This window comes from Mycobacterium sp. WMMD1722 (genome assembly GCF_049315205.1).
In the GTDB taxonomy this organism is placed as follows: Bacteria; Actinomycetota; Actinomycetes; order Mycobacteriales; family Mycobacteriaceae; genus Mycobacterium.
On record NZ_CP186056.1, the window covers coordinates 1 to 25,981 of the forward strand.

28 protein-coding genes and 1 tRNA gene are annotated in these 25,981 nt (G+C 68.6%); 19 read left to right on the forward strand and 10 right to left on the reverse strand.

Annotation, left to right across the window (positions count from 1 at the left end; all coding sequences use genetic code 11):
* Positions 1 to 1,249, forward strand: a 1,249-nt coding sequence (locus tag ACN27E_RS00005; RefSeq protein WP_422745895.1) for an MFS transporter, incomplete at its 5' end; no start/stop codon positions are given.
* Here the strand turns inward: ACN27E_RS00005 and ACN27E_RS00010 are convergent.
* Positions 1,227 to 1,574 (reverse strand): DUF3817 domain-containing protein, encoded by a 348-nt coding sequence (locus tag ACN27E_RS00010; RefSeq protein ID WP_422745876.1) that lies wholly within the window; start codon positions 1,572 to 1,574, stop codon positions 1,227 to 1,229. The two genes, ACN27E_RS00005 and ACN27E_RS00010, sit on opposite strands and share 23 nt — an antisense overlap.
* Complete coding sequence (locus tag ACN27E_RS00015) at positions 1,571 to 1,954, reverse strand: hypothetical protein (protein WP_422745878.1); 384 nt, start codon at positions 1,952 to 1,954, stop codon at positions 1,571 to 1,573. The genes ACN27E_RS00010 and ACN27E_RS00015 overlap by 4 nt, the downstream gene beginning before the upstream one ends.
* Positions 1,955 to 2,025: 71 nt before the next feature.
* On the opposite strand from ACN27E_RS00015, the gene ACN27E_RS00020 reads away from it, so the two are divergent.
* The 7 genes from ACN27E_RS00020 (at position 2,026) to ACN27E_RS00050 (ending at position 7,716) form a co-directional block, all read left to right on the forward strand.
* A tRNA-Leu gene (locus ACN27E_RS00020) sits at positions 2,026 to 2,109 on the forward strand.
* 22 nt (positions 2,110 to 2,131) lie between these two features.
* Entirely contained in the window at positions 2,132 to 2,518 is a 387-nt protein-coding gene (locus tag ACN27E_RS00025; RefSeq protein ID WP_422745880.1) for a DoxX family protein, read from the forward strand.
* Positions 2,519 to 2,525: 7 nt separating this feature from the next.
* Positions 2,526 to 3,008: a DUF309 domain-containing protein gene (locus tag ACN27E_RS00030; RefSeq protein WP_422745882.1), complete on the forward strand. Its 483-nt coding sequence runs from the start codon at positions 2,526 to 2,528 to the stop codon at positions 3,006 to 3,008.
* A 54-nt stretch (positions 3,009 to 3,062) separates the two neighbouring features.
* Entirely contained in the window at positions 3,063 to 4,373 is a 1,311-nt protein-coding gene (locus tag ACN27E_RS00035) for an MFS transporter (protein WP_422745883.1), read from the forward strand.
* 4 nt (positions 4,374 to 4,377) lie between these two features.
* Positions 4,378 to 5,367: a LacI family DNA-binding transcriptional regulator gene (locus tag ACN27E_RS00040; protein ID WP_422745884.1), complete on the forward strand. Its 990-nt coding sequence runs from the start codon at positions 4,378 to 4,380 to the stop codon at positions 5,365 to 5,367.
* A 79-nt stretch (positions 5,368 to 5,446) separates the two neighbouring features.
* Positions 5,447 to 6,649: a cytochrome P450 gene (locus ACN27E_RS00045; protein WP_422745885.1), complete on the forward strand. Its 1,203-nt coding sequence runs from the start codon at positions 5,447 to 5,449 to the stop codon at positions 6,647 to 6,649.
* Positions 6,650 to 6,702: 53 nt separating this feature from the next.
* Positions 6,703 to 7,716: a phosphotransferase gene (locus tag ACN27E_RS00050; protein WP_422750135.1), complete on the forward strand. Its 1,014-nt coding sequence runs from the start codon at positions 6,703 to 6,705 to the stop codon at positions 7,714 to 7,716.
* An 8-nt stretch (positions 7,717 to 7,724) separates the two neighbouring features.
* Here the strand turns inward: ACN27E_RS00050 and ACN27E_RS00055 are convergent, their stop codons facing one another.
* The 4 genes from ACN27E_RS00055 to ACN27E_RS00070 all read right to left on the reverse strand — a co-directional run bounded on the left by ACN27E_RS00055 (position 7,725) and on the right by ACN27E_RS00070 (position 11,820).
* On the reverse strand, positions 7,725 to 9,035 hold the full coding sequence (locus tag ACN27E_RS00055) for an MFS transporter (RefSeq protein WP_422745887.1): 1,311 nt from the start codon (positions 9,033 to 9,035) through the stop codon (positions 7,725 to 7,727).
* A gap of 75 nt (positions 9,036 to 9,110) precedes the next feature.
* A complete protein-coding gene (locus ACN27E_RS00060) occupies positions 9,111 to 9,413 on the reverse strand; it encodes a hypothetical protein (RefSeq protein ID WP_422745888.1) in 303 nt (100 codons plus the stop codon).
* Positions 9,410 to 10,924, reverse strand: coding sequence for a class I adenylate-forming enzyme family protein (locus tag ACN27E_RS00065; RefSeq protein WP_422745890.1), 1,515 nt, complete (start codon positions 10,922 to 10,924; stop codon positions 9,410 to 9,412). Before ACN27E_RS00065 ends, ACN27E_RS00060 begins: the two co-directional genes overlap by 4 nt.
* Entirely contained in the window at positions 10,921 to 11,820 is a 900-nt protein-coding gene (locus tag ACN27E_RS00070) for an SDR family oxidoreductase (protein WP_422745891.1), read from the reverse strand. Before ACN27E_RS00070 ends, ACN27E_RS00065 begins: the two co-directional genes overlap by 4 nt.
* A 214-nt stretch (positions 11,821 to 12,034) precedes the next feature.
* Between ACN27E_RS00070 and ACN27E_RS00075 the strand changes: the two genes are divergently transcribed.
* The 4 genes from ACN27E_RS00075 (at position 12,035) to ACN27E_RS00090 (ending at position 16,077) form a co-directional block, all read left to right on the forward strand.
* Positions 12,035 to 13,612: a methylmalonyl-CoA mutase family protein gene (locus ACN27E_RS00075; protein WP_422745897.1), complete on the forward strand. Its 1,578-nt coding sequence runs from the start codon at positions 12,035 to 12,037 to the stop codon at positions 13,610 to 13,612.
* 67 nt (positions 13,613 to 13,679) lie between these two features.
* Positions 13,680 to 14,084 carry a cobalamin B12-binding domain-containing protein gene (locus ACN27E_RS00080; protein ID WP_422745898.1) on the forward strand — a complete coding sequence of 135 codons (405 nt, stop codon included), beginning with the start codon at positions 13,680 to 13,682 and terminating at the stop codon, positions 14,082 to 14,084.
* Positions 14,081 to 15,037 carry an LLM class F420-dependent oxidoreductase gene (locus ACN27E_RS00085; RefSeq protein WP_422745900.1) on the forward strand — a complete coding sequence of 319 codons (957 nt, stop codon included), beginning with the start codon at positions 14,081 to 14,083 and terminating at the stop codon, positions 15,035 to 15,037. Before ACN27E_RS00080 ends, ACN27E_RS00085 begins: the two co-directional genes overlap by 4 nt.
* Entirely contained in the window at positions 15,034 to 16,077 is a 1,044-nt protein-coding gene (locus ACN27E_RS00090; RefSeq protein WP_422745902.1) for a CaiB/BaiF CoA transferase family protein, read from the forward strand. Before ACN27E_RS00085 ends, ACN27E_RS00090 begins: the two co-directional genes overlap by 4 nt.
* On the opposite strand, the gene ACN27E_RS00095 is transcribed toward ACN27E_RS00090, so the two are convergent.
* Positions 16,065 to 16,367 carry a 2Fe-2S iron-sulfur cluster-binding protein gene (locus ACN27E_RS00095; protein WP_422745905.1) on the reverse strand — a complete coding sequence of 101 codons (303 nt, stop codon included), beginning with the start codon at positions 16,365 to 16,367 and terminating at the stop codon, positions 16,065 to 16,067. The genes ACN27E_RS00090 and ACN27E_RS00095 overlap by 13 nt on opposite strands.
* 104 nt (positions 16,368 to 16,471) lie before the next feature.
* On the opposite strand from ACN27E_RS00095, the gene ACN27E_RS00100 reads away from it, so the two are divergent.
* From ACN27E_RS00100 to ACN27E_RS00115, 4 genes are read left to right on the forward strand one after another with little or no spacing between them, the layout of a single operon-like run.
* The gene (locus tag ACN27E_RS00100; protein ID WP_422745908.1) at positions 16,472 to 17,893 is read left to right on the forward strand and encodes a class I adenylate-forming enzyme family protein; all 1,422 of its coding nucleotides are present in this window, start codon (positions 16,472 to 16,474) and stop codon (positions 17,891 to 17,893) included.
* Positions 17,871 to 18,686 (forward strand): acyl-CoA dehydrogenase family protein, encoded by an 816-nt coding sequence (locus tag ACN27E_RS00105; RefSeq protein WP_422745910.1) that lies wholly within the window; start codon positions 17,871 to 17,873, stop codon positions 18,684 to 18,686. The genes ACN27E_RS00100 and ACN27E_RS00105 overlap by 23 nt, the downstream gene beginning before the upstream one ends.
* The gene (locus ACN27E_RS00110) at positions 18,673 to 19,764 is read left to right on the forward strand and encodes an acyl-CoA dehydrogenase family protein (RefSeq protein WP_422745913.1); all 1,092 of its coding nucleotides are present in this window, start codon (positions 18,673 to 18,675) and stop codon (positions 19,762 to 19,764) included. Before ACN27E_RS00105 ends, ACN27E_RS00110 begins: the two co-directional genes overlap by 14 nt.
* Positions 19,765 to 19,796: 32 nt before the next feature.
* Complete coding sequence (locus ACN27E_RS00115) at positions 19,797 to 20,561, forward strand: enoyl-CoA hydratase/isomerase family protein (RefSeq protein ID WP_422745915.1); 765 nt, start codon at positions 19,797 to 19,799, stop codon at positions 20,559 to 20,561.
* Positions 20,562 to 20,604: 43 nt separating this feature from the next.
* On the opposite strand, the gene ACN27E_RS00120 is transcribed toward ACN27E_RS00115, so the two are convergent.
* Positions 20,605 to 21,717 carry an FAD-dependent oxidoreductase gene (locus ACN27E_RS00120; protein ID WP_422745918.1) on the reverse strand — a complete coding sequence of 371 codons (1,113 nt, stop codon included), beginning with the start codon at positions 21,715 to 21,717 and terminating at the stop codon, positions 20,605 to 20,607.
* Between the two features lie 83 nt (positions 21,718 to 21,800).
* Between ACN27E_RS00120 and ACN27E_RS00125 the strand changes: the two genes are divergently transcribed.
* Positions 21,801 to 22,469 carry a TetR/AcrR family transcriptional regulator gene (locus ACN27E_RS00125; protein ID WP_422745921.1) on the forward strand — a complete coding sequence of 223 codons (669 nt, stop codon included), beginning with the start codon at positions 21,801 to 21,803 and terminating at the stop codon, positions 22,467 to 22,469.
* 15 nt (positions 22,470 to 22,484) lie between these two features.
* On the opposite strand, the gene ACN27E_RS00130 is transcribed toward ACN27E_RS00125, so the two are convergent.
* The gene (locus tag ACN27E_RS00130; RefSeq protein ID WP_422745924.1) at positions 22,485 to 23,249 is read right to left on the reverse strand and encodes an SDR family NAD(P)-dependent oxidoreductase; all 765 of its coding nucleotides are present in this window, start codon (positions 23,247 to 23,249) and stop codon (positions 22,485 to 22,487) included.
* Between the two features lie 78 nt (positions 23,250 to 23,327).
* On the opposite strand from ACN27E_RS00130, the gene ACN27E_RS00135 reads away from it, so the two are divergent.
* Both ACN27E_RS00135 and ACN27E_RS00140 read left to right on the forward strand, forming a co-directional pair.
* Positions 23,328 to 24,479: a thiolase family protein gene (locus ACN27E_RS00135; protein WP_422745926.1), complete on the forward strand. Its 1,152-nt coding sequence runs from the start codon at positions 23,328 to 23,330 to the stop codon at positions 24,477 to 24,479.
* Positions 24,480 to 24,504: 25 nt separating this feature from the next.
* Positions 24,505 to 25,377, forward strand: coding sequence for an ArgK/MeaB family GTPase (locus tag ACN27E_RS00140; protein WP_422750137.1), 873 nt, complete (start codon positions 24,505 to 24,507; stop codon positions 25,375 to 25,377).
* A 2-nt stretch (positions 25,378 to 25,379) separates the two neighbouring features.
* Here the strand turns inward: ACN27E_RS00140 and ACN27E_RS00145 are convergent, their stop codons facing one another.
* Complete coding sequence (locus tag ACN27E_RS00145; RefSeq protein WP_422745929.1) at positions 25,380 to 25,964, reverse strand: TetR/AcrR family transcriptional regulator; 585 nt, start codon at positions 25,962 to 25,964, stop codon at positions 25,380 to 25,382.
* Positions 25,965 to 25,981 lie beyond the last annotated feature (17 nt).

Genomic DNA, 25,981 nt, shown 5'->3' on the forward strand with positions numbered 1-25,981 from the left:
CCGGCTCGGCGACATCTACGGGCCCAAGCCGATCCTGATGCTGTGTGCGGCGCTGCTGACCGCCGGTTCGGTGGTCGCCGCGGTGAGCGACTCGCTACTCCCGGTGATCGTCGGGCGCGGCCTGCAGGGCTTCGGCATGCCGATCATCCCCCTGGGTATCAGCGTGTTGCGCGCGGCGGTCCCGCCGCAGCAGGTCGGCACGGCGATGGGTCTGATGAGCGCGTCGCTCGGGGTCGGGGGTGCGCTCGGCCTGCCGCTGTCGGCGGTGATCGCCGAGAACTTCAGCTGGCACGTCCTGTTCTGGTTCGCCGCCGGCCTGGGCGCGGCCGCGTTGGTGGCCTTCGCGGCGCTCATCCCGGCCGTGGACGCGCGCAGCCCCGACCGCGTGGACGTGGTCGGGGCGCTCGGACTGGCCGGTGGTCTGGTGACCCTGTTGCTGGGCATCTCGAAGGGCCAGACGTGGGGATGGTCCAGTGCCGCAACGCTGAGCATGTTCGTCGCCTCGCCGGTGATCTTCGTGCTGTTCGGTTGGTGGCAGTTGCGCGCCCGCTCGCCGATCGTCGATCTGCGTACCACGGCGCGCCGGCCCGTGCTGACGACGAACCTGGCCTCGGTCGGCGTCGGCTTCGGGCTCTTCGCGCTCTCCCTGGTTGCCCCGCAGGTGCTGGAGTTGCCGGAGCAGACCGGCTACGGGCTCGGCCAGTCGATGCTGCACACCGGCCTGTGGATGGCGCCCGGCGGGTTGGCCATGATGGTGTCCGCCCCGCTCGCGGCCCGGATCGCGGCGCGGCGCGGACCCCGCTCGACGCTGGTCGCCGGATGCGCGATCATCGCCGCGTCCTACGTCGGCGGGCTGTGGTTGCTGGACAGTCCCATCGAGGTGCTGATGCTCAATGTCCTGGTCAGCGTCGGGGTCGGGTTCGCCTTCGCATCGCTGCCCGCGCTGATCAACGCGGCGGTGCCGGTGACCGAGACGGCGGCGGCCAACGGGATCAACGCGTTGGCTCGCTCACTGGGCACGTCGATCTCCAGTGCGGTGATGGGTGCGGTGCTCGCCGGGATGACGACGTCGTTCGCCGGCCAGCTCGTGCCGTCGCTGGCCGGCTTCCACGCGGCGCTGATGATCGCCGCCTGTGCGGCCGCCCTGGCCGGGGTGATCGCGCTGATGATCCCGCAGCCGAGCTCCGATTCCGCGCCGGGCGTCGCCGACTCGGTCGGAGAACTCGTCAGATCCCGTACCGCTCCTTGAACACGCGGCTCTGCCGCTGCTCGACGATGATGCCGAGCAGTGGGATGGTGCCGGCCAGCAGGATGCCGACCGTCTTGGCGATCGGCCAGCGGACCTTCACCGCCAGATTCGCGGTCACGAGCAGATAGGCGAAATACACCCAGCCGTGGATGGGCGCGACCAGCCACAGGAAGGGCCAGTCGACCTTGACGATGTATTTGAGCACCATCTCGGCGCACAGCACGATGAGCCAGATGCCGGTGGCCCAGGCGAGCACCCGGTAGTTGCGGACGGCCTTGCGGATCGTCTCGATCGACACGCCCGCGGGCGTCGGCGATGCGGTCATGAGGGGGTTCTGCCTTCGTTGTCGGCTTCGGCGAGGTTCGCCAGATATGCGTTGTACTCGCGCAGTGCCGGGTCGTCGGCCCCGTCGTCGGGAGTCCGGGTGATGGTCGGCCGCTCGGGCAGCAGGCCGGCCGGCAGTTCGGTCACCTCATCGGCCCGGCGCGGTTCGGGCGGCGATTCCTCGTAGCGGACGAACTTGAAATACGCGTAGAAGCAGAAGACCGCGAACGCCGGCCACTGCAGTGCGTAGCCCAGGTTCTGGAAGCTACCCGAGGTCGACTCCCAACGGGTCCACTGCCACCAGGCCAGCGCCAGGCAGCCGGCCGCGGCGACCACGACCAGCATGATGAGCGCAGGCCTCCTACGCCGTGTAGTGGACACGCTCCCACGGTACCGCCTGGTCCGCGGCCGCAGCGCCCACCACCGCGCGGGCGGTAAGGTGGGCTCGCCTCGCGGGCGTGGTGGAATTGGCAGACACCCGGGCTTTAGGTGCCCGTGTTCGAAAGAGCGTGAGGGTTCGAGTCCCTCCGCCCGCACTTGATCCGATCGTTGTTCCGCATGCTGCTGGGCGTCATGCTCGGCTACGCCGGTGTCGCGCATCTGAGCTTCGCCCGCACCGAGTTCCAGGCGCAGGTGCCCGGATGGCTCCCGCTCGACGCCGATTTCGTCGTCCTCGCCTCGGGTGTGGTGGAGATCGTCCTCGGTGCGGCGCTGGTCCTGCTCGGCCGCTGGCGGGTTGCGCTCGGGTGGCTCGCCGCGGCGTTCTTCGTGGCGGTCTTCCCCGGCAACATCTCGCAGTTCGTCACGCACACCGACGCGTTCGGTCTGGACTCCGATCGAGCGCGGGCGATCCGGTTGCTGTTCCAACCGCTGTTGGTGATCTGGGCCCTGTGGGCGACCGGGGCATGGGCGGCGTGGCGGCGCCCTGACACCGGAAGCGCATGATGGACCGATGGCCGATCGGGATCGCGACGACGAGGGCCGGCCGCGCAACACCCGCCCCCGCGACGCGTTGGGCCGTCCGCTGCCGCCGGGCAGCACCGGCGTCGACCGTATTCCCGACGACCTCCACCTCGCGCCCGCCGAATCGCTGACCTACGCCCAGGAACTCCTCGACGGCGGCCGGGCTTTCCACGCCCATGAAGTGCTCGAGGCGGCCTGGAAGGACGGTCCGGCGGGGGAGAAGCCGCTGTGGCAGGGGCTGGCCCAGTTGATGGTCGGCATCACCCACATCCAGCGGGGCAACCGTCGCGGCGCGCGCACCCTGCTGAGCCGTGGAGCCGAGCGGATCGCACCGTACCGGTCGGCGGGCCCGTATCGCATCGACGTCTCCGGGCTGATCGACCACGCGACGGCGCTCGTCGCCGCCCTCGACGCAGGCGCCGACATCGACGCCGCGCGGCTACGGCCCCGGCTGGTCGACACCAACTGCTAAGCGCCCTGCTCAACGGCCGCTTATGCGGGTAAGTCCGGGTAGCGTCTCACCGTCATGGAGGACAACACGGCCCGTGGCGCCGCGGTGCGCAAAGCCATCACCGGCGCGTCCATCGGCAACGCCGTCGAGTGGTTCGACTTCGCCATCTATGGCTTCCTGGCCACCTTCATCGCCGCGAACTTCTTCCCGTCCGGTGACGACACCGCCGCCCTGCTCAACACTTTCGCGATCTTCGCCGCGGCGTTTCTGGTCCGCCCGCTGGGTGGATTCGTCTTCGGACCGCTCGGTGACCGCATCGGTCGCCAGAAGGTGCTCGCCGTGGTCATCCTGCTGATGTCGGCCGCCACACTCGGCATCGGCCTGCTGCCCACCTACGCGACCATCGGTGTCGCGGCGCCGCTGCTGCTGTTGCTACTGCGCTGTGTGCAGGGCTTCTCCGCAGGCGGCGAATACGGCGGTGGTGCAGTCTATCTCGCTGAATACGCCCGCGACGGCAGGCGCGGGTTGACCGTGACGTTCATCGCCTGGTCCGGGGTGCTCGGGTTCCTGCTCGGATCGGTGACCGTCACCCTGCTACAGGCGCTGCTGCCCGCCGAGGCGATGGAGAGCTACGGCTGGCGCATCCCTTTCCTCATCGCCGCACCGCTGGGGCTGGTCGGTCTCTACATCCGTCTGCGCTTGGATGACACGCCGCAGTTCGAGGCACTCAGCCGGGCCGACCACGTCGCCACCTCGCCGCTACGTGAGGCCACGACCACGGCCTGGCGGCCGATCCTGCAGGTGATCGGGCTGTTCATCGTGTTCAACGTCGGCTACTACGTGGTGTTCACCTTCCTGCCCACGTACTTCATCAGGACGCTGCAGTTCAGCAAGACGGTGTCGTTCGTGTCGATCACGCTGGCGAGTCTGGTCGCGCTGGTGCTGATCCTCCCGCTGGCGACGCTGTCGGACCGGGTGGGCCGACGGCCGCTGCTCCTCGGCGGGGCGGCGGCCTACATCGTCCTGGCCTATCCGCTGTTCGTCTTGCTGAACTCGGGGTCGGTGGTCGCCGCGGTCGCCGCGCACTGCCTCCTCGCCGCGATCGAGTCGGTGTACGTGTCGGCGGCGGTGACCGCGGGCGTGGAGCTGTTCGCGACGCGGGTCCGCTACAGCGGGTTCTCGATCGGCTACAACATCTCGGTGGCCGCGTTCGGCGGCACCACCCCGTACGTGGTGACCTGGCTGACCTCGACGTCCGGCAACCGACTCGCGCCGGCGCTGTATCTGAGCGTCGCGGCCGTCGTATCGCTGGGCGCGCTGCTCACCGTGGCCGAGACCGCCGGCCGGCCGCTGGCCACGACGGGCGGGGTGGACGTGCGACGATGATTCGGTGAGCGCCAGGGGATCGGCCCGGCCGACCAAGGCCGACGTGGCCCGACTGGCCGGGGTGTCGACAGCCACCGTCAGTTATGTGCTCAACAACGTTGCCTCGCAACGTATTTCCACTCGGACCCGCGACGCGGTCCGCGATGCCGCGAGAACGCTGGGATACCGTCCAAACCTCGCGGCGCGAAATCTGGCGGTGGGCGGCAGCGGCGTCGTGCTCTACATCGTGCCACGGCTGTCCCTCGGTGAGCTCCTCATGGAGGTGGGCAGCCGGCTGACCACCGCCCTGGCTCGGCACGGCATCGTGTTGTCGCTGCAGTTCGAGACTGACGACGACCGCAACGTCGTCGACGCCATCAACGATCTCAACCCACTGGCGGTCGCCGGCGTCTTCCCCCTGACCGGGCCGGCACGGGCCGCCGCCGACGCGGCCGGGATCCCGCAGATCCACCTCGGCAGTGCCCAGCTGCGTGCACTCGGCGAACTCCACCTGTCGATCGGCGAACTTCGGATCAAGCATCTCGTCTCCCGCGGTCACCGGCGCATCGCGTTCGCCTATTCGGATGTCCCGCAACTGCGGGCGCTGGGCGACTACTGGCTCGAGGGGCTGCGCATCGCCGCGCGGCGGCGCGGGCTGCCCGAACTGGCGGTCGACACCCTCATCAGTGACGGCGCCAACGCCGCAGTCGTGGTGTCCCGGTGGGTGGCCGATGACGTGACCGCCGTCTGCGCCCAGAGCGACGAGACGGCGTTCGTGGCCCTGCACGGTGTGCGCGAGGCGGGACTGCGGTGCCCGGCCGATCTCGCCGTCCTCGGTGTGGACGCCCGGCCGCTGGGCGCGGTCGCCGGCCCACCGCTGAGTTCGGTCGCCTTCGACGCGGAGGTGATCGTCGACGTCGCGGTTGCGGCGATGATGACGGCCCTGGGGCTACCGGCCGAGCCGGAATCCAGCCCGGGTGACGTCGCGAGGCTGATTCAGCGCGCCTCCACCTGAGGATTACATTCGAGCCCGCTGATGTCACTATTATCGTGCACTTACGCGTGTAATCTCTGCGCGGAGAGAGGTGATAGCCGTGACCGTGAGCGCCAGCCCCGACATCTACTTCGATCCCTACGATGTGGAACTGAACGCCGATCCGTACCCGATGTTCAAGCGGCTGCGGGAAGAGGCGCCGCTGTACTACAACACCCAGCACGACTTCTTCGCCGTCAGTCGCTACGCCGACGTATGCGAAGCGCTGGTCGATCACGAGACCTACAGTTCGGCGCGCGGTGCGATCGTCGAACTGATCAAAGCCAACATCGACATTCCGCCTGGCACGGTGATCTTCGAGGACCCGCCGATCCACGACGTGCACCGCAAGCTGCTGGCGCGAATGTTCACCCCGCGCAAGGTCAACGCGCTGGAACCGAGAATCCGAGAGTTCTGCGCGCAGAGCCTCGATCCGCTGGTCGGGTCCGGCGGCTTCGACTTCATCGCCGACTTCGGCGCGCAGATGCCGATGAAGGTGATCAGTTCACTGCTGGGCATCCCGGAGGACGACCAGGAGATGATCCGCGACTATGGCAACGCCCAGCTGCGCACCCAGGCGGGCAAGCCGATGGCCGCCGCCGAACGGGGCATGGTGGCCGGTGAGGTGTTCGAGGCATACATCGACTGGCGTACTGACCACCCGTCCGACGACATCATGACCGACCTGCTCAACGTGGTCTTCACCGACGAGAACGGCGTCGAACGCCGGCTGCGTCGCGACGAGCTCCTCGTCTACCTCAACGTCGTCGCCGGCGCCGGCAACGAGACGACCACCCGGCTGATCGGCTGGGCGGCCAAGGTGCTCGCCGAACATCCCGAGCAGCGCCGCGAACTGGTCGACAATCCGGCGTTGATCCCCTTGGCGGTCGAGGAGTTGCTGCGCTTCGAGCCGCCCGCTCCGCACGTGGCCCGTTACGTCACCCGCGACGTCGACGTCCACGGACAGACGGTGCCGGCGGGCAGTGTGATGATGATGCTCATCGGCGCGGCCGTCCGCGATCATCGGCAGTTCCCGCCGGACGGCGACGTCTTCGACATCCACCGCGAACCGCGTCAGCATCTCGCGTTCAGCGTCGGCACGCACTACTGCCTCGGTTCGGCGCTGGCGCGGCTGGAGGGCCGCATCGCGCTGGAGGAGATCCTCAAGCGGTTCCCCGAGTGGGACGTCGACCTCGCCAACGCCAGAATCTCACCGACATCGACTGTGCGAGGCTGGGATTCGATGCCTGCGGTGTTGCGGTGACCAGCGTCGAGCTCGCCGTCCCGCGGGACTGGGAGGAGATCACCCCGCAATGGATGACCGCGGCGCTGTCGAAGCGACACCCCGATGTGGTCGTCGACGCGGTCACCGTCGAATTGCGTGACGACGGGACCAACCGGCGGGCCCGGCTGGGGCTGACCTATGCGACGGGCGACGGTCCCGCGACGGTTTTCGTCAAGGCGGTCGATCCGGCGCATCGGGATCTGGTGCGCCTGACCAGTGGGCTGTTCCATGAACCGCGACTGTTCACCTCAGGTGTCGAACTGCCGCTGGAACATCCGACGGTCTACGCCGCGCTGATCGATGAACAGGCCGAGGACTTCATCCTGGTCATGGAAGATCTGACCGCCCGCGGCGCTGATCCGCGCGACGCCACCCGACCGCTGACCGTCGAACAGGCCGCCACCGGGGTGCGTGGTCTGGCACGGATGCACGGCCGATTCTGGGGGCGGGTCACCGATGACCCGGCGCTCGGCTGGCTGGAACCCTTCGTCCCGTGGGACGGTATGGGAGCCGCGCCGCTGCAGGAGGCGCTCAACCGCCTCGGTGACGTCGCCCCCGACGAGGTCATGTCACTGACCATCGAGCGGCTGATCGACGGGATCTGGAAGCCCTACATCACCACGCTGACCAGCACCACACAGACGCTGCTGCACGGGGATCCACACATCGGCAACACGTACCTGCTGCCGTCGGATGAGGTGGGGTTCCTGGACTGGCAGGTCGCCCGGCGGGGCAACTGGTCGCTGGATCTGGGTTATTTCCTCCAGGGCGCATTGACCATCGCGGACCGCCGCTCGGCCGAACGGCAGCTGATCGAGGAGTACCGCGACGCGCTGGACCTGCCCGCCGCCGAGATCCCCTCCCTCGACGACATCTGGCTGCGCTACCGGGCGTCGGTCGCACACGGACTGACGTTGTGGCTGTGCACCGCCAGCGCGGGCGAACTATGGCAGCGGCCGGATATCGCCGTCGCACTGGCGCAACGGTATTCAGCCGCTTACGCCGATCTGCACACCGCCGAGGCGATCACCGACATCACCGGTTAGCGCAGCATTCAGACTTGCCTGCGCAACGGCCGTCGCGAGGTCTCCCGCATGGTCAGGATCGTCGCCAACGAGATCACCGCGGCGACGATCACGTAGTAGGCGGGCGCGAGCGGGTTGCCGGTGCGGTCGGTCAGCCACGTCGCGACGTAGGGTGCGGTTCCACCGAACAGCGCGACCGAGGCGTTGTAGCCGATCGAATAGCCGCTGGAGCGCACCTTGGTGGCGAACAGTTCGGCGCCCGCCGCGAGCGAGGTCGAGACGAACAGCGCCTCCAGCGCGGCCAGCCCCGCGTGCCCGGCCACCGCTGCCGGCAGCGACCCGGAGGTCAGCAGCAGGAACAGTGGGTAGGCGAACACCGCGAAAGCTGTTGCACCGCAGATGAGCACGGGCTTGCGCCCGATGCGGTCCGACAGCGCGCCCAGCGGGAGGATCAGTACCAGACCGACCACACTGGCCACGGTGATCGAGATGAACGCGTCGGTCTTCGAAAATCCCAGGGTCTCGGTGAAATAGCTGGGCAGGAAGGTGTACACCGTGTAGAAGCCGACGTTGTGGATGACCACCAGACCGGCGATCTGCAGGATCGGTCTCCACGACGTGGTGACCGCGTCGCGCAACGGTGACGTCGACACCTCACCTGATTCCCGCAACTGTTCGAATTCCGGCGTGTCACCCAGACGCAGCCTGATGTAGAGGCCGACGCCGCCGAGCGCCCCGGCGAGCAGGAACGGGATTCGCCAGCCGTAGGCGTCCATCGCCGATTCGCTGAGCATCGCCTCGAGCGCCGTGACGGTGATCGAGCCGAGCAGGAATCCGATGACGACCGACCACACCAGGAAGGACACCACGAAGCCGCGGTGGCGGTCGGGCGCGTATTCGGCGAGAAAGCAGGCGCCGCTGCCGTATTCGCCGCCGGCGGAAAACCCCTGCAGACAGCGCAGCAGAAGCAGCAGGATCGGCGCGAACACCCCGATGGTGTCGTAGCTGGGCACCAGACCGATGGCCAGCGTCGAACCCGACATCAGCAGGATCACCAGGGCGAGCACCCGCTGGCGGCCGATGCGGTCGCCGAGCGGGCCGAAGAAGAAACCGCCGAGCGGCCGCATGAAGAAGGCGGCGGCGAAGATGGCGAAGGTGTTGAGCAGCGCCGCGGTGTCATCGCCGGAAGGGAAGAACTTGTCGGCGATGTAGGAGGCGAGAAAGCCGTAGATGGCGAAGTCGAACCATTCCACGGTGTTACCGACCGACGCGCCACGGATCGCTCGGCGCAGTTCGGCTGGTGGGGCGTCGCGGCGCTTACTTCCTTCGGCGATGGTCATGGCAGCTCCCCGGATGGTGTGAAGCTGTGCATTCCCGATCGCGCCGGGAAATCAACATCCCGGCGCGTCAGCTGCTCAGTCGCTGGCTGGCAGTGGCTTGGCCTCCTTGAGGCTCAGCGCAGTCCCGCCGACCGACAGCGTGCCCTGACCGGCCTTGGTGACCAGGACCTCCGCGCCGCTTTCGTCGACGTAGCGCTTACCCATCACGGATCCGCCGCCGAAGGCCGGGTCCAGCGCGACATCGTCGGACTTCGGTGCGTCCAGCGCGACCATCGGCACCCCGCCGGCCCGTAGGTCGTCGAGGCTGTCGGCGCTGCGCACGACGATCACCTGGGTGTCGCACACCTGACTCTGCAGGCGCGTGCCGTTCTTGATCATGCGGGCTCCTTCGTGGGTTCGTCGGCGGCGGCGTGCAATTCTCGGATCAGCTCGCGGCGCAAGACTTTACCGGTGGCATTGGTGGGCAGTTCTTCGCGGAAGACCACCCGGTCGGGGGTCCGCGAGCCACGCAGGTGCCTGCGTACGTGACGACGCAGATCGTCGGCGTCGGGCGACGCGCCGGGGCGGGGCACCACGACGGCGACGATGATCTGTCCCCATTCGGGGTCCTCGGGTCCGACCACCGCGACGTCGCGGACGTCCGGATGCTCCACGAGGACGTCCTCGATCTCGGCCGGTGCGATGTTCTCTCCGCCCCGGATGATCGTGTCGTCGAACCGGCCGCCGATGAACAGGTAGCCGTCCGCATCCAGGGCGGCGACATCCTTGGTCGGAAACCAGCCCTCGGCGTCGAGCACTGAGCCGATCTCGGTGTAGCGCCCGGAGACCTGATCGCCGCGCACGAACAGCTCACCGGTCTGCCCCGGCCCCAGGACCGTCCCGTCCTCGGCGCGGATCTGCACCTCGACGCCCGGTACCACCTGGCCCACCGATCCGAGCCGTCGGATCACCGCATCCTCGTCGGAGTCCAGTGCGGCACGGTGATCCTCCGGGCCGAGCACCGCGATCGTGGAGCTGGTCTCGGTGAGCCCGTAGGCATTGACGAAGCCCACCCCCGGCAGCAGTTCCAGAGCCCTGCGTACCAGCGGCAGCGCCACCTTCGACCCGCCGTAGGCCAGGTTGCGCAGCGTGGGCAGCGCGACCGGCTCGTGGGCCAGCGCGGTCACGATCCGGTCGAGCATGGTGGGCACCACGGTCGCGGTGGTGACCCCCTCGCTGCGGACCAGCCGGATCCACTCGCGGGCGTCGAAGTGGCGCAGGTACACCATCTTCCGACCGGCGTACAGATTCGACATCGCCGCCCCGACGCCCGCGATGTGGTACGGCGGTACACAGATCAGCGCGGCGTCGGCGGGGTCGGCGGAGGCGAATTCGACGGTTCCGGTGACGTAGCTGGTGAGGTTGTTGTGCGTCAGCTCGACGGCTTTGGGTCGCGATGTGGTGCCGGAGGTGAACAACACCACCGCGACAGCGTCGGGGTCGGCGAATTCGGCGGCCGGCTCGGCCTGCCGTGCGGCGGTGAGGAAGTCAGCGGAGTCGATGACGGGCCGTCCGGACCCGGCGACCATGTCGCGGTACTCGGTGTCGGCGATCACCAGCGGATCCGGCAGCCGCCCGATCAGCTCACTCAGGCCCTCGGCGCTCAGGCGGTAGTTCAGCGGAGTGAAGGGGACCGCCGCGCGCGCGGAGGCGAAGATGAGCAGTGGCAGCAGCGCACCGCCGGTGCCGACGTAGACGACATGCGCCGCTCCGGAGCCGGCGATGGCACCGGCTCCGCCGTCGGCCAGCGTGCTCAGCTCGTCTGTGCTCAGCCGTAGATCGTCGCAAACCACGGCCGTGCGGTCGGGCCCGGCCGACACCGCCATCTCCAGCAGCAGCGAGATACTCATACCCCGGCCGCTGCCTTGTCCACGTTCACTTCCACGCCCTTGTCCACGTATTCGTCGACGAAGATGTCGAGGGTCGGACGGTCGCCGCCGCCGTAGCGGGCGAGGTCCGTCACGCCGGCCTCGGTCAGCACCGCGGAGTCGATGTAGCACCGTCCGGTCGCTTCCCGGGCGGGGCGCGACAGCACCTCGACTGCGGCGTCGGCCATGATCTCAGGGCTCCTCGCCGACTCGAGCGCCTGCTGCCCGTCGGCCATGTTCGCCACGGCGGAGGTGGCGATGTAGGTCTCGGGCCACAGGCAGTTGCAGGCGATACCGGCGTCGCGGTACTCCTCGGCCCAGCCCAGCGTCAGCAGCGTCATGCCGTATTTGGACAGGGTGTAGGCCGGATGCGCGCCGAGCCAGTGCGGGCTGGTGTTCAGCGGCGGCGCCAGGGTCAGCACATGCGGATTCGAGGACGCGCGAAGGTGGGGCAGCGCCGCCTGGGTCAGCAGAAAGGTCCCGCGCACATTGATGTCCATCATCAGGTCGAACTTCTTGACCCTGAGGTGTTCGGTCGTCTCCGTGGCGATGGCGCTGGCGTTGTTCACCACGATGTCCACCCCGCCGAAGTGTTCGACGGCCGTGTCGACGGCGCGCTGCACATCGTCTTCCTCGCGGACGTCGCCCACCACGGCGACGGCCCGGCCGCCTACGGCCTCGATCTCGGCGACCGCGGTATGCACGGTGCCCGGCAGCTTGGGATGGGGTTCGGCCGTCTTGGCCAGCAGAACGATTTCGGCACCGGCCTTGGCGGCGCCGAGCGCGATGGCCAGTCCGATGCCGCGGCTGCCCCCGGACACCACCAGGGTGCGGTCGGACAGCGCTCGCTGGCCGGACGCCCCGTTTTCGCTGGGCAATGGACCTCCTCGACTCGCCCTCGATGGTATTGCCATTCTCATTATCTGCAAGTGGCGTAATCACCGATTGTGTCGCACCGCTCGTCGAGGTGAAACGCGGGGTCGACCGCACCGTGCCCCGGTCGCCGCGGTCCCATCCGGCACCGGCTCCTAGCGGGCGTTTCCCTGTAAGCGGTATTGGCATTCTCATTTTTTGCAAGTACGTTATCCATCGATGAGCGACCTCGTGCAGACCTCCTCGGGCATACCGCTCGAACCCGTGTACGGGCCGGGCGATCGCGAACACGAACCGCCGGCGCCCGGCGCCTATCCGTTCACCCGGGGCAACTTCGCGTCCGGGTACCGCGGCAAGCTGTGGACGTTCCGGCAGTATTCCGGGTTCGGCACTGCCGAAGAGTCGAATCGCCGATACCGCTACCTGCTGGATCAGGGTGGCACCGGGCTTTCGGTGGCACTGGATCTGCCGACCCAGTGCGGCTACGACTCCGACGATCCGGAGTACGGCGAAGAGGTGGGCCGCGTCGGCGTCGCGGTCGACACCCTCGCGGACGCCGAGATCCTGTTCGACGGCATACCGCTGGACAAGATCAGCACCAGTTTCACCATCAACGGCACGGCCGCGATCCTGCTGGCGTTCTACGTCGCCGCGGCCGAAAAGGCCGGGGTGCCGCGGGAGAAACTGACCGGCACCATCCAGAACGACATCCTCAAGGAGTACGCCTCGCGCGGCACCTGGATCTGGCCGCCGGAGCCGTCGCTGCGCCTGATCGCCGACACGATCGAGTTCTGTGCCGCCGAGGTGCCGCGCTTCAATGCCATCTCGGTCGCCGGTGCGCACTTCCGCGATGCCGGCGCCAACGCGGTGCAGGAGATGGCGTTCACGCTCGCCGACGGGGTCACCTACTGCGACACGGTGGTCGAGCGCGGGCGCATGTCGATCGACAAGTTCGCCCCGCAGATCTCGTTCTTCTTCTACACCCATGGCGACTTCTTCGAGGAGATCGCCAAGTACCGCGCCGGACGCAGGCGCTGGGCGACCATCGTTCGCGAACGGTACGGCTCGACGAGCGACAAGGCGTCGATGTTCCGCTTCGGGTGCGTGTCTGGCGGTGCGTCGCTGTATGCGCCGCAGGCGCAGAACAATGTCGTGCGCATCGCCTATGAGGCGATGGCCTCGGTGCTGGGCGGCGTGCAGTCGATGTTCACCGCGGCGTGGGACGAACCGTTCGCGCTGCCCAGTGAGGAGTCCGCGACGCTGGCCCTGCGCACTCAGCAGATCCTCGCCTACGAGACCGGGGTCACCCGGGTGGCCGATCCACTCGGCGGCTCCTACTTCGTCGAGGCGCTCACCGACGCCACCGAGGAGAAGATCATCGAGATCATGCACGATCTCGAACAGCACGGCGGCATGGTGCGCTGCATCGAAGACGGCTATCTGCAGGGCCTGATCGCCGACGAGGCGTACACGATGCACAAGGAGATCGAGGACGGCAGCCGCCCGGTGGTCGGCGTCAACAAGTTCGTTACCGACGAACCGCCGGCCGACATCGACACCTACGAGCTCGACGCCGAAGGCCGGGACCTCCAGCTCAAGCGGCTGGCGAAGGTCAAGGACGAGCGGGACTCCGATGCGGTCGCAGCCAGCCTGGCCGCGCTGTCCCGGGCGGCCGAGGGGGATGACAACCTGATGCACAAGCTGATCGACTGCGCGAACGCGTACTGCACCGTCGGGGAGATGGTGTCGGCGCTCAAAGCGGTGTGGGGCGAGTTCCAGCAACCGGTGGTTTTCTGATGAGCGCTTGCGCGAAGAAGCGGGGGCGACTGATGAGCGCTTGCGCGAAGAAGCGAGGGCACAGCTGATGAGCGCTCCCGCCCGCGTGCTGGTCGCCAAGCCCGGTCTGGACGGCCACGACCGCGGCGCAAAGATCGTCGCCCGCACGCTGCGCGACGCGGGGTTCGAGGTCATCTACACCGGTATCCGGCAGCGCATCGAGGACATCGTGTCGATCGCGCTGCAGGAGGACGTCGCCCTGGTCGGATTGTCCATCCTGTCGGGTGCGCACCTGGGGCTCACCACGCGCGTGGTGGACGCGCTGCGCGCGGCCGACGCCGGTGACATCGCCGTCGTCGTCGGCGGCACGATTCCCCAGGCCGATGTGCCCAAGTTGCTGGAAGCCGGTGCGGCCGCGGTGTTCCCGACCGGAACCGCGCTCGACGTGCTGGTGACCGAGGTGCGCAAGCTGACGGAGAAGGTGGAACATTGAGACTCGGCGTGATGATCGGGGCCGAGCGCGGCGACATGATGCGCAAGGTCACCAAGCTGGTCTCGGACATCGAGTGGGCCGAGTCGGCGGGCCTGGACACCGCGTGGATGCCGCAGGTGCCCAACGACTTCGACTGTCTGACGATGGTCGCGCTGATGGGCGGCCGGACCACCCGCATCGAGTTGGGCACCGCCGTCGTCCCCTTGCAGGCCCAGCATCCGATCGCGCTGGCGCGTCAGGCGCTCTCGGTGCACGCCGCCACCGGTGGCAGGCTAGCGCTCGGCGTCGGGCCGTCGCACCACTGGATAGTGCGCGACATGCTCGGCATCCCGTACGAGAAGCCGGCCGCCTACACCCGTGACTATCTCGAGGTGCTCAACGCCGCGGTGGCGGGTCCCGGGGACGTCGACGTCGAGAACGACTCGTTCACCGTGCACAACCCGACCGTGCTGCAAGCGGATTCACCGATGCCGGTGCTCGTCGCTGCGCTCGGGCCGGTGATGTTGCAGATCGCCGGCGAACTCGCCGACGGCACCGTGCTGTGGATGGCCGACGAGAAGGCGATCGGTGACCACATCGCGCCGCGCATCACCAAGGCCGCCGAGAACGCGGGCCGCCCGGCGCCGCGGATCGTCGCCGGCATCCCGGTGTGTCTGTGCGCGAACTCCGAGATCGACGCGGCCAAGGAGCGGGCGAACCGGATCCTCGCCGAAGCCGAGACGTCGCCGAACTATCAGAAGCTGCTCGACCGCGGCGACGCCCGCGACGTCGGCGATCTCTGCGCCGCCGGTGACGAAGAGGCGATCCTGGCGCGGTTCAAGCAGTTCGCCGACGCCGGGGTGACCGATCTGTCGGTGCGCCTGCTGCCGATCGGGGACAACCGCGACGAGCTGATCGCGTCCAAGTACCGGACCAGGGAAGTGATCGCCGAGCTCGCCAAGCAGGTGCAGTGAGCTCTGGTCCGCTCGCCGGCATCAAGATCCTCGAGGTGGGCGTGATGCTCGCCGGGCCCTACGCGACGATGATGCTCGCCGATCTCGGCGCCGAGGTGACCAAGATCGAACCCCCGGGCGGGGAGATCTCCCGCCAGGTGAGTGACAGCTATTTCGCCAGCCTGAACCGCAACAAGACCAACGTGTGTCTGGACCTGCGTTCCGACGAGGGGCGGCAGCGGCTGGTGGAGCTGGTCGCGGAATCGCATGCGCTGCTGGTGAACATGAAACCGTCGGTGATCCGCAGGCTCGGCCTCACCTACGAGAATCTGTCGCGTGTCAATCCGAAGATCGTCTGCGTCGCGATGACGGGGTTCGGCCTCGACGGCGGTGACGATCCGGCCTTCGACTATGTCATCCAGGCGGCGACCGGCGTCGCGGCGATGACCGGCGACCCCGACGGTGCACCCACGCTGCCCGGCTATTCCTCGGCGGACAACTCGACCGGGCTGACCGCGGCGCTGGGTCTGTTGGCGATGATCGTCGCGGGCCGCGGTGGTCAGGTCGATGTCTCGCTGCGCGACGTCATGCTCTCCCAACTCAACTACCGGGCGGCGGCCTACCTCAACGACGGTGTCCACCCGCTCCGGCACCCCAACGGGGCGCATTCGTATTATGTTCCCGCTCAACTGTTCTCGACAGCCGACGGGTATCTCGCGCTGTTCATCACCCACGACGGGTTCTGGCGGCTGTTCGCCGACGAGGCCGGTATCGAGGGCTTCCCGACCATGGCCGAGCGGTCCGCGCGCCGGAACGAGGTACTGGCGCTCGTCGAGGCCGCGCTGGCGGGCGACTCCGCCGTGGGGTGGGAGAAACGCTTACGGCCGCTGGGCATCCCGGCGGCGGCCGTGCGCAGCCTGCCCGAGGCGCTGGAGGCGACCCCCGAGGTCGTGGTCCAGGCGGGCGACTTCCGGTTGGTGGGCAGCCCGATCCGGATCGCCGGTTTCCGGCCCGAGTACCGGCCGCCACCGCCCGCGCCGGTGAGCGATCACTCGTCGTAGGTGACCGTGGTCCGCTCGGTGTCGGGCACGGCCTGGCAGGTCAGCACATATCCCTCTTCGACCTCGTCCTCGTCGAGCGCGTCGTTGACCCGCATGGGTGCGGTGCCCTCGGTCAGCTTCGCCATGCAGGTGCCACAGTTGCCCGCCTCGCAGGAGAACGGGGGAGCCATCCCGGCGCGCCGTGCGCTCTCGAGCAGAGTCTCGCCGGGCATGCGCCGCACGCTGGCCGTCTTCCGATCGAGCACGATGGTGACCTCGCCGCCGGGCGCGGGCATCGGTTCGGCCGTCATGGGACTCCTTTAACAGGGCTGTTCTGACTATAGGAGAATACTATTCTCCAGAAATGATAGGGTGTTCTCAACAGTAGTTTACGGGTGCAGGAGGGTCCGGCGGCGTGAGCGATGGCCGACACGTGACGCAGCCCGTCGCGCTGGCGTACGGCGATCGCGGTTATTCGCTCGCCCAGATCGACGCGCTCACCAGTGGAATGGCCACCGCCCTCGAACACGGCGGGGTCCGCGCGGGTGACCGCGTCGCGGTGGCGTCGTCCAATCGGCCCGAGTTCGTCGTCGCGCTGCGTGCCATCTGGGCGCTCGGCGCGGCGGCCGTGTTGATCAGCCCGGCCTGGAAGCGCGCCGAGGTCGCCCACGCGCTGGAACTGACCCGCCCGCGGCACGCAGTCGGCGACCACCCGGTGCTGGCCGGGCTGATGCCGATGCGCCCCCTCGACGAACCGGTGACACCGGGATGCCGGGTCTTCGATCCCCCCGCACCGGACACCGACGCATTGTTCGTGTTCAGCTCGGGAACGACCGGCATGCCCAAGGCGGTCCGGCACACCCACCGCGCCTTCGCGGCGGCAGTGCGGCACTGGCGGGCCGCGCTGGAACTGTCGTCTGCCGACCGGATGCAGATCATGACGCCGCCGTCGCACATCCTCGGTCTGCTCAACATCGTGATGGCACTGGAGACCGGCGCCTGGATCCGGCTGCACCCGCGCTTCGACATCGAGACCATGCTCCACCACATCGAGGCCGACGGCATCACCATCGAGATGGCGGTCGCGCCGATCGCCCTTGCGCTGGCGGCACATTCGAAGTTGGAGAGCTACGACCTATCGTCACTGCGGTACGTCATGTGGTGTGCGACGCCGGTCACCGAGACCGTGGCGCAGCGCGTCTCCGACCGCGCCGGTCTGCGTTGGGTCACCGCCTACGGGACCACCGAGGTCCCGGTGATCGCCGCGAATCCCGTTGACGGTGCGCGGCTGGACACCGTCGGTCGCCCAGTACCCGGTGTGCAGGTCCGCATCGTCGCCCTCGACGGCAGTGCGCCGCTGGGGCCGGGCGCCGACGGCGAGATCCAGGTGCGGTCGGACTCAGCGATGGCCGGTTATCTGCCCGAGTCCGCGACGCCGGGGGCGTTCGAGGACGGCTGGTACCGCACCGGCGACGTGGGCTGCCTCGACGAAGACGGCTTCCTGCGGATCACCGACCGGTGCAAGGAGATGATCAAGGTGCGGGGCTTTCAGGTGGCTCCAGCCGAGATCGAGGCCGTGTTGCACGGGCATCCGGCGGTGGCCGACTGCGCGGTGTTCGGCGAGCCGGACTCCGCCGACGGCGAGGCGGTGGTGGCCGCCGTGGCGACCGGAAGTCCGGTCGGCGCCGAGGAACTGATCCAACTGGTGGGCGAGCAGCTGGCGTCCTACAAGCGACCGCGTCGGGTGGTGTTCGTCCCCGACATCCCGCGCCTGCCTTCGGGGAAGGTCTTGCGCCGAGTGGTGAAGGAGCAGCATGGACGTCCGTCTGACGGCTGAGCAACAGCAGTTGCGCGACGCGGCCGCGGAGGTGGCAGGCGATCTCGGCCCGGGGTCGGTGGCCGATCTCGACGACGCCACCCGCATCGCGCGCCTCGAGAAGGCGGTCGACGCCACCGGTTTCCGGACCCTGCGGTCGGACGGTGCGTCGGCCGTGGAGGTGGCGATCGTGGCCGAGGAATTCGGCCGCGGCCTGATCGACGTCCCGTTCCTCGGGCCGGTGCTCGTCGACGACCTGCGGCGTCGCCTGGGGCGCGAGGTGGCTGCCGCCGCGGACGGACCGCCATCGGTCGATCTGACCGGCTCCCTTGCCGGAGTGGACGCCGCACCCGCCGGGCTCGGCGAGCTCTCCGAGGAGGAGTCCGGGCGCTGGTATGCGCTCGCGCTGGCGTCGACGACGGCCGACATCGTCGGGGCCGCGCGCGGAACCCACACGCTGGCCACCGATTACGCCAAGGTGCGCGAACAGTACGGGGCCGCGATCGGGTCGTATCAGGCGGTGGCGCATCTGCTCGCGGAGAGCCTGGCACTGATCGAGGGGTCGATCAGTATCTCGAGGCATGCTGCCTGGGCGGTCGACGAACTGCCGGTCCGCGAGGCGGTGGAGGCCGCGCGGATCGCCAAGATCTACTGTGCGCGCGCCGCGATGACGGTGTGCGAGACGTCGATCCAGGTGCACGGCGGCATCGGCAACACCTGGGAGTGTCTGGCCCACGTCTATCTGCGGCGGGTGCTGGCCGCCACCGAGACCTGGCCCGCGAAGCTGGAGGAGCTGACCATTGGACTTTCGTGACTCACCCGACGAAGCCGCCTTCCGGGAGCGCCTGCGCGACTGGCTCGTCGCGCAGCAGGGCAAGTTCCCGACCTCCGGTGACGCCTACTGGGAGAAGGCGGGCGAATGGCATCAGGCGCTGTTCGGGGCCGGATTCTTCGGCACCTCGTGGCCGAAGGCGTACGGCGGGCAGGAGCTGCCGCCGGTCTACGACGTCATCGTCGACGAGGAGATCGCCAAGGCGGGCGCCCCGGCACGGCCCAGCCTGGGCTATCTGGTCGTCGGACTCAGCCATCACGGCAATGAGGAACTGCGCCAACGCTTTCTGCCCGGCATGATCAACGGCACCGAGCGCTGGTGTCAGGGCTTCTCCGAACCCGGCGCGGGCTCCGACCTGGCGTCGCTGACGACGACCGCGGTCAAGGACGGTGACGAGTACGTCATCACCGGACACAAGGTGTGGACCAGTTACTCCGACGTCGCCGACTGGTGCCTGGTGCTGGCGCGCACCGACCGGGCCGTGCCCAAGCACAAGGGCATCTCGGCGTTCATCGTCGACATGCACCAGCCTGGGATCGAGCAGCGACCGCTGAAGATGATCAGTGGTGTCACCAAGGAATTCGGCCAGGTGCTTTTCGACGGCGCGAGGGTGCCCACCGGGAACATGGTCGGCGCACCGGGGGAGGGCTGGAAGCTCGCGATGACCGTCGTCAGCCACGAGCGAGAACCCTCGACGCTCGGCTTCTCGGCACGCTACGGAAAGACCGTCCGTCAGATGGCGTCCCGCCTCGACGGCACGCCGCCCGAAGAGCTGCTGTGGGCCTGGGTGCAGACCGAGATGCTGCGGCTGCACGTGCGTAGGCGGCTCTCCGAGCAGCTCGGCGGTCTGACCCACGGCCCACAGGGGTCGTTGGACAAATTGCTGATGACCTGGGTCGAGCAGTCGGTCGGCCACGCCGCGCTCAAGGCCGTCGGCACCTCGGACGAGGAGCTGTTCGGCGCCTACATGTACAGCCGGGCCCAGAGCGTCATGGGTGGGACCTCGCAGATCCAGAAGAACATCATCGCCGGCCGGATTTTGGATTTGGGATTGCGATGAGCGCTCGCGCGAAGAAAGAAGGGTTGAGTGACATGTACGACATGCCGGAGGAGATCCAGGTCACCGCGGACGGCCCACTGCGGATCATCACGCTCAACCGGCCGGACTCGCTCAACTCGGTCAACGATGCACTGCACTGCGGTCTGGCCCGGTTGTGGCCACAGCTCAACGAGGACCTCGACGCCCGCGCTGCGGTGATCACCGGTGCGGGGCGGGCCTTTTCGGCCGGTGGCGACTTCGCCTACCTGCAGGAGTTGGCCGGTGACGCGAAGCTGCGGCGCAAGACCATTCTGCATGGGCGCGAGATCGTGCTGGGCATGTGCCGCACCCGCATCCCCGTCGTGGCGGCGGTGAACGGCCCGGCCGTCGGGTTGGGGTGCAGCCTGGTTGCGCTGAGCGACATCGTCTATATGGCGCCGACGGCCTACTTCGCCGATCCGCACGTGCAGGTGGGTCTGGTGGCCGCCGACGGTGGTCCGCTGACCTGGCCGCTGCACATCAGCCTGCTGCTGGCCAAGGAGTTCGCGATGACGGGCGCCCGCATCTCGTCGGAGCGGGCGCTCGAACTGGGCCTGGCCAATCACGTCGTCGAGGATCCGGTGGGCGAGGCGATCGCCTGCGCGAAGAAAATGATGGAGTTGCCGCGGCAGGCGCTGGAGTCGACCAAGCGGCTGCTGAACATTCACCTTGAACGGGCTGTGCTCGCCAGTCTGGACTATGCGAACACCGCGGAGGAACAGTCGTTCCTGACCGACGACTTCCGGGCGATCGTCGCCAAACTCAACGCCAAGAAGTGATTTCGGTGTGGGTCGGCGCACGGAGCGCCTGACCACGCCGGGATCAGGACAAGAGGTCGAGGAGGCCGAACGGTGCCCGGGCGCCGAGACACAGCTCCAGGGTCTCGTGTGCGGCCACCGCGACGGCGGCGCTGCGGGCGAACATCGTCTGCTCATAGGTGCGCAGCGCCGCCTCGCTGTCGGCCGGGTGCGCGGCGATCGCGATGCCCAGTTCGGCTCCGTCGAGCATCGCCAGGTTTGCACCGTCCCCGGATGGCGGCATGAGGTGGGCGGCATCGCCGAGTAGCGTCACCCCCGGCACCCGGTTCCAGCGATGGGCGTTCGGCAGGGTGTGAATCATCCGCGGAACGGGCACGGTGTCGCTGCGGGTGATGAGGTCGGTCAGTTCGCCTGCCCAGCCCTGGAATTCGGCGGCGGTGCGCGCGGTTGCAGCCGCGGGGTCGGCAAACGCGTCGGCCACCCACTCGGCGGGCCGGCGCAACAGCGCATAGGTGTGCAGGACGTCGGGCACCTCCCGGTGCACGACCAGGCCCTGCTCCGGCGAGAGCGCGTAGAGCGCTCCATCGCCCACCAGGGCGGCCGCCGCGGGGTGGCGCGTGTCGATGTCGTAGAGGTAGCTCTCGACGAAGACCGTGTCGATGAACTCGGGTCTGGCCGGGGACAGCAGTGGCCGGATCCGCGACCAGGCGCCGTCTGCGCCCACCAGCAGTGTGCTGATGTGCGTCGAGCCGTCCCCGAACCGCAGCTCGTGGTGACCGCCGCCGAGCGGGCGGACACCGGCGACCTTGTGTCCCCACCGGACGGTGTCTTCGGGCAGCGACTCGAGCAGGATCCGCCGCAGATCGCCGCGCAGCACCTCGGGACGTCCGCCGGTGCCGTCGTCGGGTTGGTCGAGCAGCCGTGTGCCGTGCCGGTCGACGACGCGCGACGCCTCGCCGCCGACGTGGATGATGGCGCGGAACTGTTCGGTCAGCCCCGCTGCCTCGAGAGCGACCTGTCCGTCGTTCTCGTGAATGTCGAGCTGGCCGCCCTGGATTCGCGCATCGGCCGATTCGTCGGCCTCGAACACCGTCGCCCGGATGCCGCGAATGTCCAGGACCCGCGCGAGCGTGAGGCCGCCCAAGCCGGCGCCGACGATGGTGACGGGAGCAGTCATCCTGAGTCCTCCGCTTCGGTTCGATGGAACGTTGTTCCAATTCATAGGTTGGAACAACGTTCCAGATATGTCAAGATGGTCCGGTGACAGCCAAGCGGCGGGTGGCGCGGCGCTCCGAACCGTTGTCGAGGGAGCGAATCGTCGGCGCGGCAATCGACATCCTCGATGCCGAAGGGGAGACGGCGCTGACCTTTCGCGCGCTGGCGGCCAGGTTGGCCACCGGCAGCGGGGCCATCTACTGGCACGTGTCCGACAAAGATGCTCTGCTGGCGGAGTCCACCGAGGCGATCGTCGCCCCCGTGATGGCCGCGGGTGACCGCAACACCGATCCGCGGGCCGCGATCAGGGCCATCGCGTCGGGGTTGTTCGATGCGATCGACGCCCGTCCCTGGGTCGGCACACAGCTGGCCAGAGCGCCCTGGCAACCCGCCATGCTGCACATCTTCACCGGCATCGGAATTCAGTTCGAAGCCATGGACATTCCCGAACAGGCGCAGTTCGACTGCGGATCGGCGCTGGTGAGCTACATCCTCGGCGCCGCCACGCAGAACGCGGCGAACGCGCGTCTGCGGCCACCGGGTACCGATCGATCGGCGCTCCTCGAAGCGATAGCCGCCGAGTGGACCGAGAAGGACTGCGCGACACATCCCTTCGTCCAGCGGTTCGCGGCACGGTTGCGCGACCACGACGACCGCGAGCAGTTCCTCGCCGGTGTCGATCTCATTCTGGCCGGCATCGACGCACTCGGATGACGTCGGACCTGCGGGTCATCTCGGCGGAAAGCGCAGCGCCCCGTCCAGGCGGATGATCTCGCCGTTGAGGTAGTCGTTCTCGATGATGCTCTGTGCCAGTTTCGCGTACTCGACTGAACGGCCCATCCGTCTGGGAAACGGTACCTGCGGCCCCCAGTACTGCTCGAGCTGGTCGGCGGCCTTGCCGTAGGCGGGAGTGTTGATGGTGCCGGGCGCGATGGTGACCACGCGAATGCCCAGCGGCGACAGATCGCGTGCGGCGACCAGTGTCATGCCCAGCACGCCACCCTTGGCCGCGGCGTAGGGGAGCTGCCCGATCTGGCCTTCGTAGCCGGCGATCGACGCGGTGTTGACGATGACGCCGCGCGCGCCCTCTTCGCGCGGATCGGTCGTCGCGATGGCAGCCGCCGACAGCCGCATGACGTTGAAGACCGCGGTCAGATAGAACTCGATCGTCTTCTTGAATCCGTCGAGGTCCAGCGGAGATCCGTCCTTGTCGACCAGGCGCCCGCCGCTGGCCGGGCCACCATGGGTGTCGACCGAGATCCGCAGTGGGGCCAGCGACTGCGCCTCGGCGATCGCGGCGTTCACCGAGTCCTCGGAGGTGGCGTCCGTGCGGACGTACCGCACGCCGAGCTCCTTCTCGAGGTCGGCACCCTTCTCGTCGGCCAGATCGGCGACCACCACCTTGGCGCCGGCGTCGTGCAGGCGGCGCACCGTCGCCTCACCGAGTCCACCGGCGCCGCCGACGACGAGGGCGGAGCTGCCGGCGATCTGCACGTGGGTCCCCTTCTTGCAACGGTAACTCTCTCTTTGCGAGAATAGCATTCTCGCCCGTATCCGGAACGGAGTCCATCCATGCCCGAAGCCGTCATCGTCTCGGCGCTGCGCACCCCCATCGGCACCGCCATGAAGGGGACGCTGCGGGACACCGACGCCTACCAACTCGCCGAACACGTCGTCGGTGCGGCAGCCGAGGGTCTCGACGCGGCTCAGGTCGACGACGTGGTACTCGGCGAAGGGCTGTACGGCGGAGGTGTGATTGCCCGGCACGCCGCCATCACCGCCGGGCTGACCACCGTGCCCGGCCTGTCGAACAACCGGCACTGCGCGGCGGGCCAGGCCGCAGTGCAGAGTGCCGCGGCGAGTATCCGCGCCGGGATGGACCAGCTGGTGATCGCGGGCGGGGTGAACTCCGCGTCCACCACACCGCGCTTCACCCGGCGCGCGAGCAGTGCGAAAGACGCCGCGATGCTCGACTGGTTTCCCCCGACGCATCCCGACCGGGCCGACGCACCGAACATGGACATGTCGATCACGGTCGGCTGGAACGCCGCCGTGCGGGCGGGGGTGAGCCGCGAGGAGATGGACCAGTGGGCGCTCGGGTCGCACCGCAAGGCCGTCGCGGCCATCGACGAGGGTCGCTTCACCGACGAGATCGTGCCGATCGAGACGCCACACGGTCTCTTCGACACCGACGAACACCCGCGTCGGGACACCAGCATGGAGAGGCTCGCGGCGCTGCGGCCGTTGCACCCCGAGATCGAGGGGTTCTCGATCACGGCCGGCAACGCCTGCGGGGCCAATGACGGCGCCGCGGTGCTCACCCTGGCCAGCGACCGGCTCGGGTTGCCGGGTCTGGCGACGGTGAAGTCGTGGGCGTCGGTCGGCGTCGACCCGGCGTTCACCGGACTGGCGCCGGTCGAGGCCATTCCGAAGGCGCTCAAGCGCGCCGGCCTGTCCATCTCCGACGTCGATCTCTTCGAGATCAACGAGGCGTTCGCCGCGATGTGCGTGGCGACGGTGAAGATGCTCGACATCGATCCGGACCGGGTGAACGTCAGTGGCAGCGGGTGCTCGCTCGGCCATCCGGTGGCGGCGACCGGCGCCCGGATGCTGGTGACGCTGGTTCACGAACTGCGGCGCCGCGGCGGTGGGATCGGCGTCGCCGCCATGTGCGCGGGCGGTGGCATGGGCTCGGCGACGGTCATCGAGGTGTCCGCGTCCTAGGCTCGATGGCCACATGGACAGCTCGATGCAGATCGACGAACTGATCACCGCCGCGCGCAACGGCTCGACCCGCGCCGCGGGCCGGCTGCTGAGCCTGGTGGAGGGCGCCCGCCGGGATGAGGTCCTCGCGTCGCTCGGCGCGCATCACGCCCGCGTCGTCGGTGTCACCGGGCCCCCTGGCGCGGGCAAGTCGACCACCGTCGCCGCGCTCGTCACCGCCTATCGGGAACGACGATGGCGGGTGGCGGTCCTGGCTGTCGACCCGACGTCGCCCTACAGCGGTGGTGCGTTACTGGGCGATCGCATCCGGATGGCCGCCCACATCAACGATCCCGACGTGCTGATCCGATCGGTGGCCACCCGCGGTCACCTGGGCGGGCTGGCCGCCGCCGTGCCGGCCGCGATCCGGCTGCTCGCGGCGCTGTCCTACGACGTGGTCGTGCTCGAGACGGTCGGGGTGGGGCAGTCGGAGATCGAGATCGCCGCGATCGCCGATCCGACGGTGGTGGTGCTCAATCCCGGTGCGGGAGACGCGGTCCAGGCCGCCAAGGCCGGGCTGCTCGAGGTGGCCGACGTGGTGGTGGTCAACAAGGCCGACCGCGAAGGCGCCGATCAGACGGTGCGTGACCTGCGGGCCGAGGTCGCCGTCCCGATCCTGAAACTGATTGCGGCCCAGGGTGACGGGGTGCCCGAATTGGTCGCCGCGATCGACGCCCACCACCGCACCGACACCCCCGAGCGGCGCGTCGCGCGGGCGCGCACCCAGATCCTGTCCCTGGCGCACACTCTGTTGCGCACCCACCCGGATCTGGACCGGTTGGCCGGTCTCGTCGCCGAACGGGGCGGCGACCCCTACAGCGCCGCCGAGCAGTTGTTCGCGCTGCCCGCCGAATCCTGAACTCAGCCCGGCAGCGCGACGATGCGTCGCATGGTGCGCAGCAGCTCGTGGCGCAGGCTGTCGTCGTCGACGTCGGCCACCAGCGGGTGCATCACCGCCACGCTGATGACACCCGACAGCATCGCCGCGTGCACCCGGGCCCGCGCGCCGGTCTCCTCGCCGAGCATGGCGGTGTAGAGACGGTCGATGAACTGCTGGAACGGTTCGTGTTCGGCCAGCACGCGAATGATCACCGGGTCGAACTGCAACACGCTGACCATCCGCCTGCGCTCGACGGCCAGTTCCACCACGCGGGTCAGCAGCAGTTCGCGAGCGGCGGTGCGGTTGGGCTCGGACTCGGCCGCCTCGAGGGCCTCCTCCAGCCAGCCGAGTTCGCGTTCGGTCAGCGCGATGACGATCGCGTCCTTGGTCTTGAACTGGTGGTAAACAGCGGCTTTGGTGACGCCGATGCGGTCGGCGATCATCTGCAGCGACGTTCCGCTCACCCCGTGTTCGGCGATCAAGTCCAGCGCCGCGTCCAGGACGCGCAGCTGCGCGGCACTACGCCGGGTATCCGAGAATCGCTGGTGGGGCGCTGCCGAGATCACGCCCACACAGTAGCCGC

Excerpts from the sequence above, each read along its gene's own strand:
- ACN27E_RS00010 (WP_422745876.1), bottom strand. The coding sequence starts at position 1,574 with ATGACCGCATCGCCGACGCCCGCGGGCGTGTCGATCGAGACGATCCGC.
- ACN27E_RS00025 (WP_422745880.1), top strand. The coding sequence starts at position 2,132 with ATGCTGCTGGGCGTCATGCTCGGCTACGCCGGTGTCGCGCATCTGAGC.
- ACN27E_RS00030 (WP_422745882.1), top strand. The coding sequence starts at position 2,526 with ATGGCCGATCGGGATCGCGACGACGAGGGCCGGCCGCGCAACACCCGC.
- ACN27E_RS00035 (WP_422745883.1), top strand. The coding sequence starts at position 3,063 with ATGGAGGACAACACGGCCCGTGGCGCCGCGGTGCGCAAAGCCATCACC.
- ACN27E_RS00050 (WP_422750135.1), top strand. The coding sequence starts at position 6,703 with ATGACCGCGGCGCTGTCGAAGCGACACCCCGATGTGGTCGTCGACGCG.
- ACN27E_RS00055 (WP_422745887.1), bottom strand. The coding sequence starts at position 9,035 with ATGACCATCGCCGAAGGAAGTAAGCGCCGCGACGCCCCACCAGCCGAA.
- ACN27E_RS00060 (WP_422745888.1), bottom strand. The coding sequence starts at position 9,413 with ATGATCAAGAACGGCACGCGCCTGCAGAGTCAGGTGTGCGACACCCAG.
- ACN27E_RS00065 (WP_422745890.1), bottom strand. The coding sequence starts at position 10,924 with ATGAGTATCTCGCTGCTGCTGGAGATGGCGGTGTCGGCCGGGCCCGAC.
- ACN27E_RS00075 (WP_422745897.1), top strand. The coding sequence starts at position 12,035 with ATGAGCGACCTCGTGCAGACCTCCTCGGGCATACCGCTCGAACCCGTG.
- ACN27E_RS00080 (WP_422745898.1), top strand. The coding sequence starts at position 13,680 with ATGAGCGCTCCCGCCCGCGTGCTGGTCGCCAAGCCCGGTCTGGACGGC.
- ACN27E_RS00095 (WP_422745905.1), bottom strand. The coding sequence starts at position 16,367 with ATGACGGCCGAACCGATGCCCGCGCCCGGCGGCGAGGTCACCATCGTG.
- ACN27E_RS00105 (WP_422745910.1), top strand. The coding sequence starts at position 17,871 with ATGGACGTCCGTCTGACGGCTGAGCAACAGCAGTTGCGCGACGCGGCC.
- ACN27E_RS00115 (WP_422745915.1), top strand. The coding sequence starts at position 19,797 with ATGTACGACATGCCGGAGGAGATCCAGGTCACCGCGGACGGCCCACTG.
- ACN27E_RS00120 (WP_422745918.1), bottom strand. The coding sequence starts at position 21,717 with ATGACTGCTCCCGTCACCATCGTCGGCGCCGGCTTGGGCGGCCTCACG.
- ACN27E_RS00135 (WP_422745926.1), top strand. The coding sequence starts at position 23,328 with ATGCCCGAAGCCGTCATCGTCTCGGCGCTGCGCACCCCCATCGGCACC.
- ACN27E_RS00140 (WP_422750137.1), top strand. The coding sequence starts at position 24,505 with ATGCAGATCGACGAACTGATCACCGCCGCGCGCAACGGCTCGACCCGC.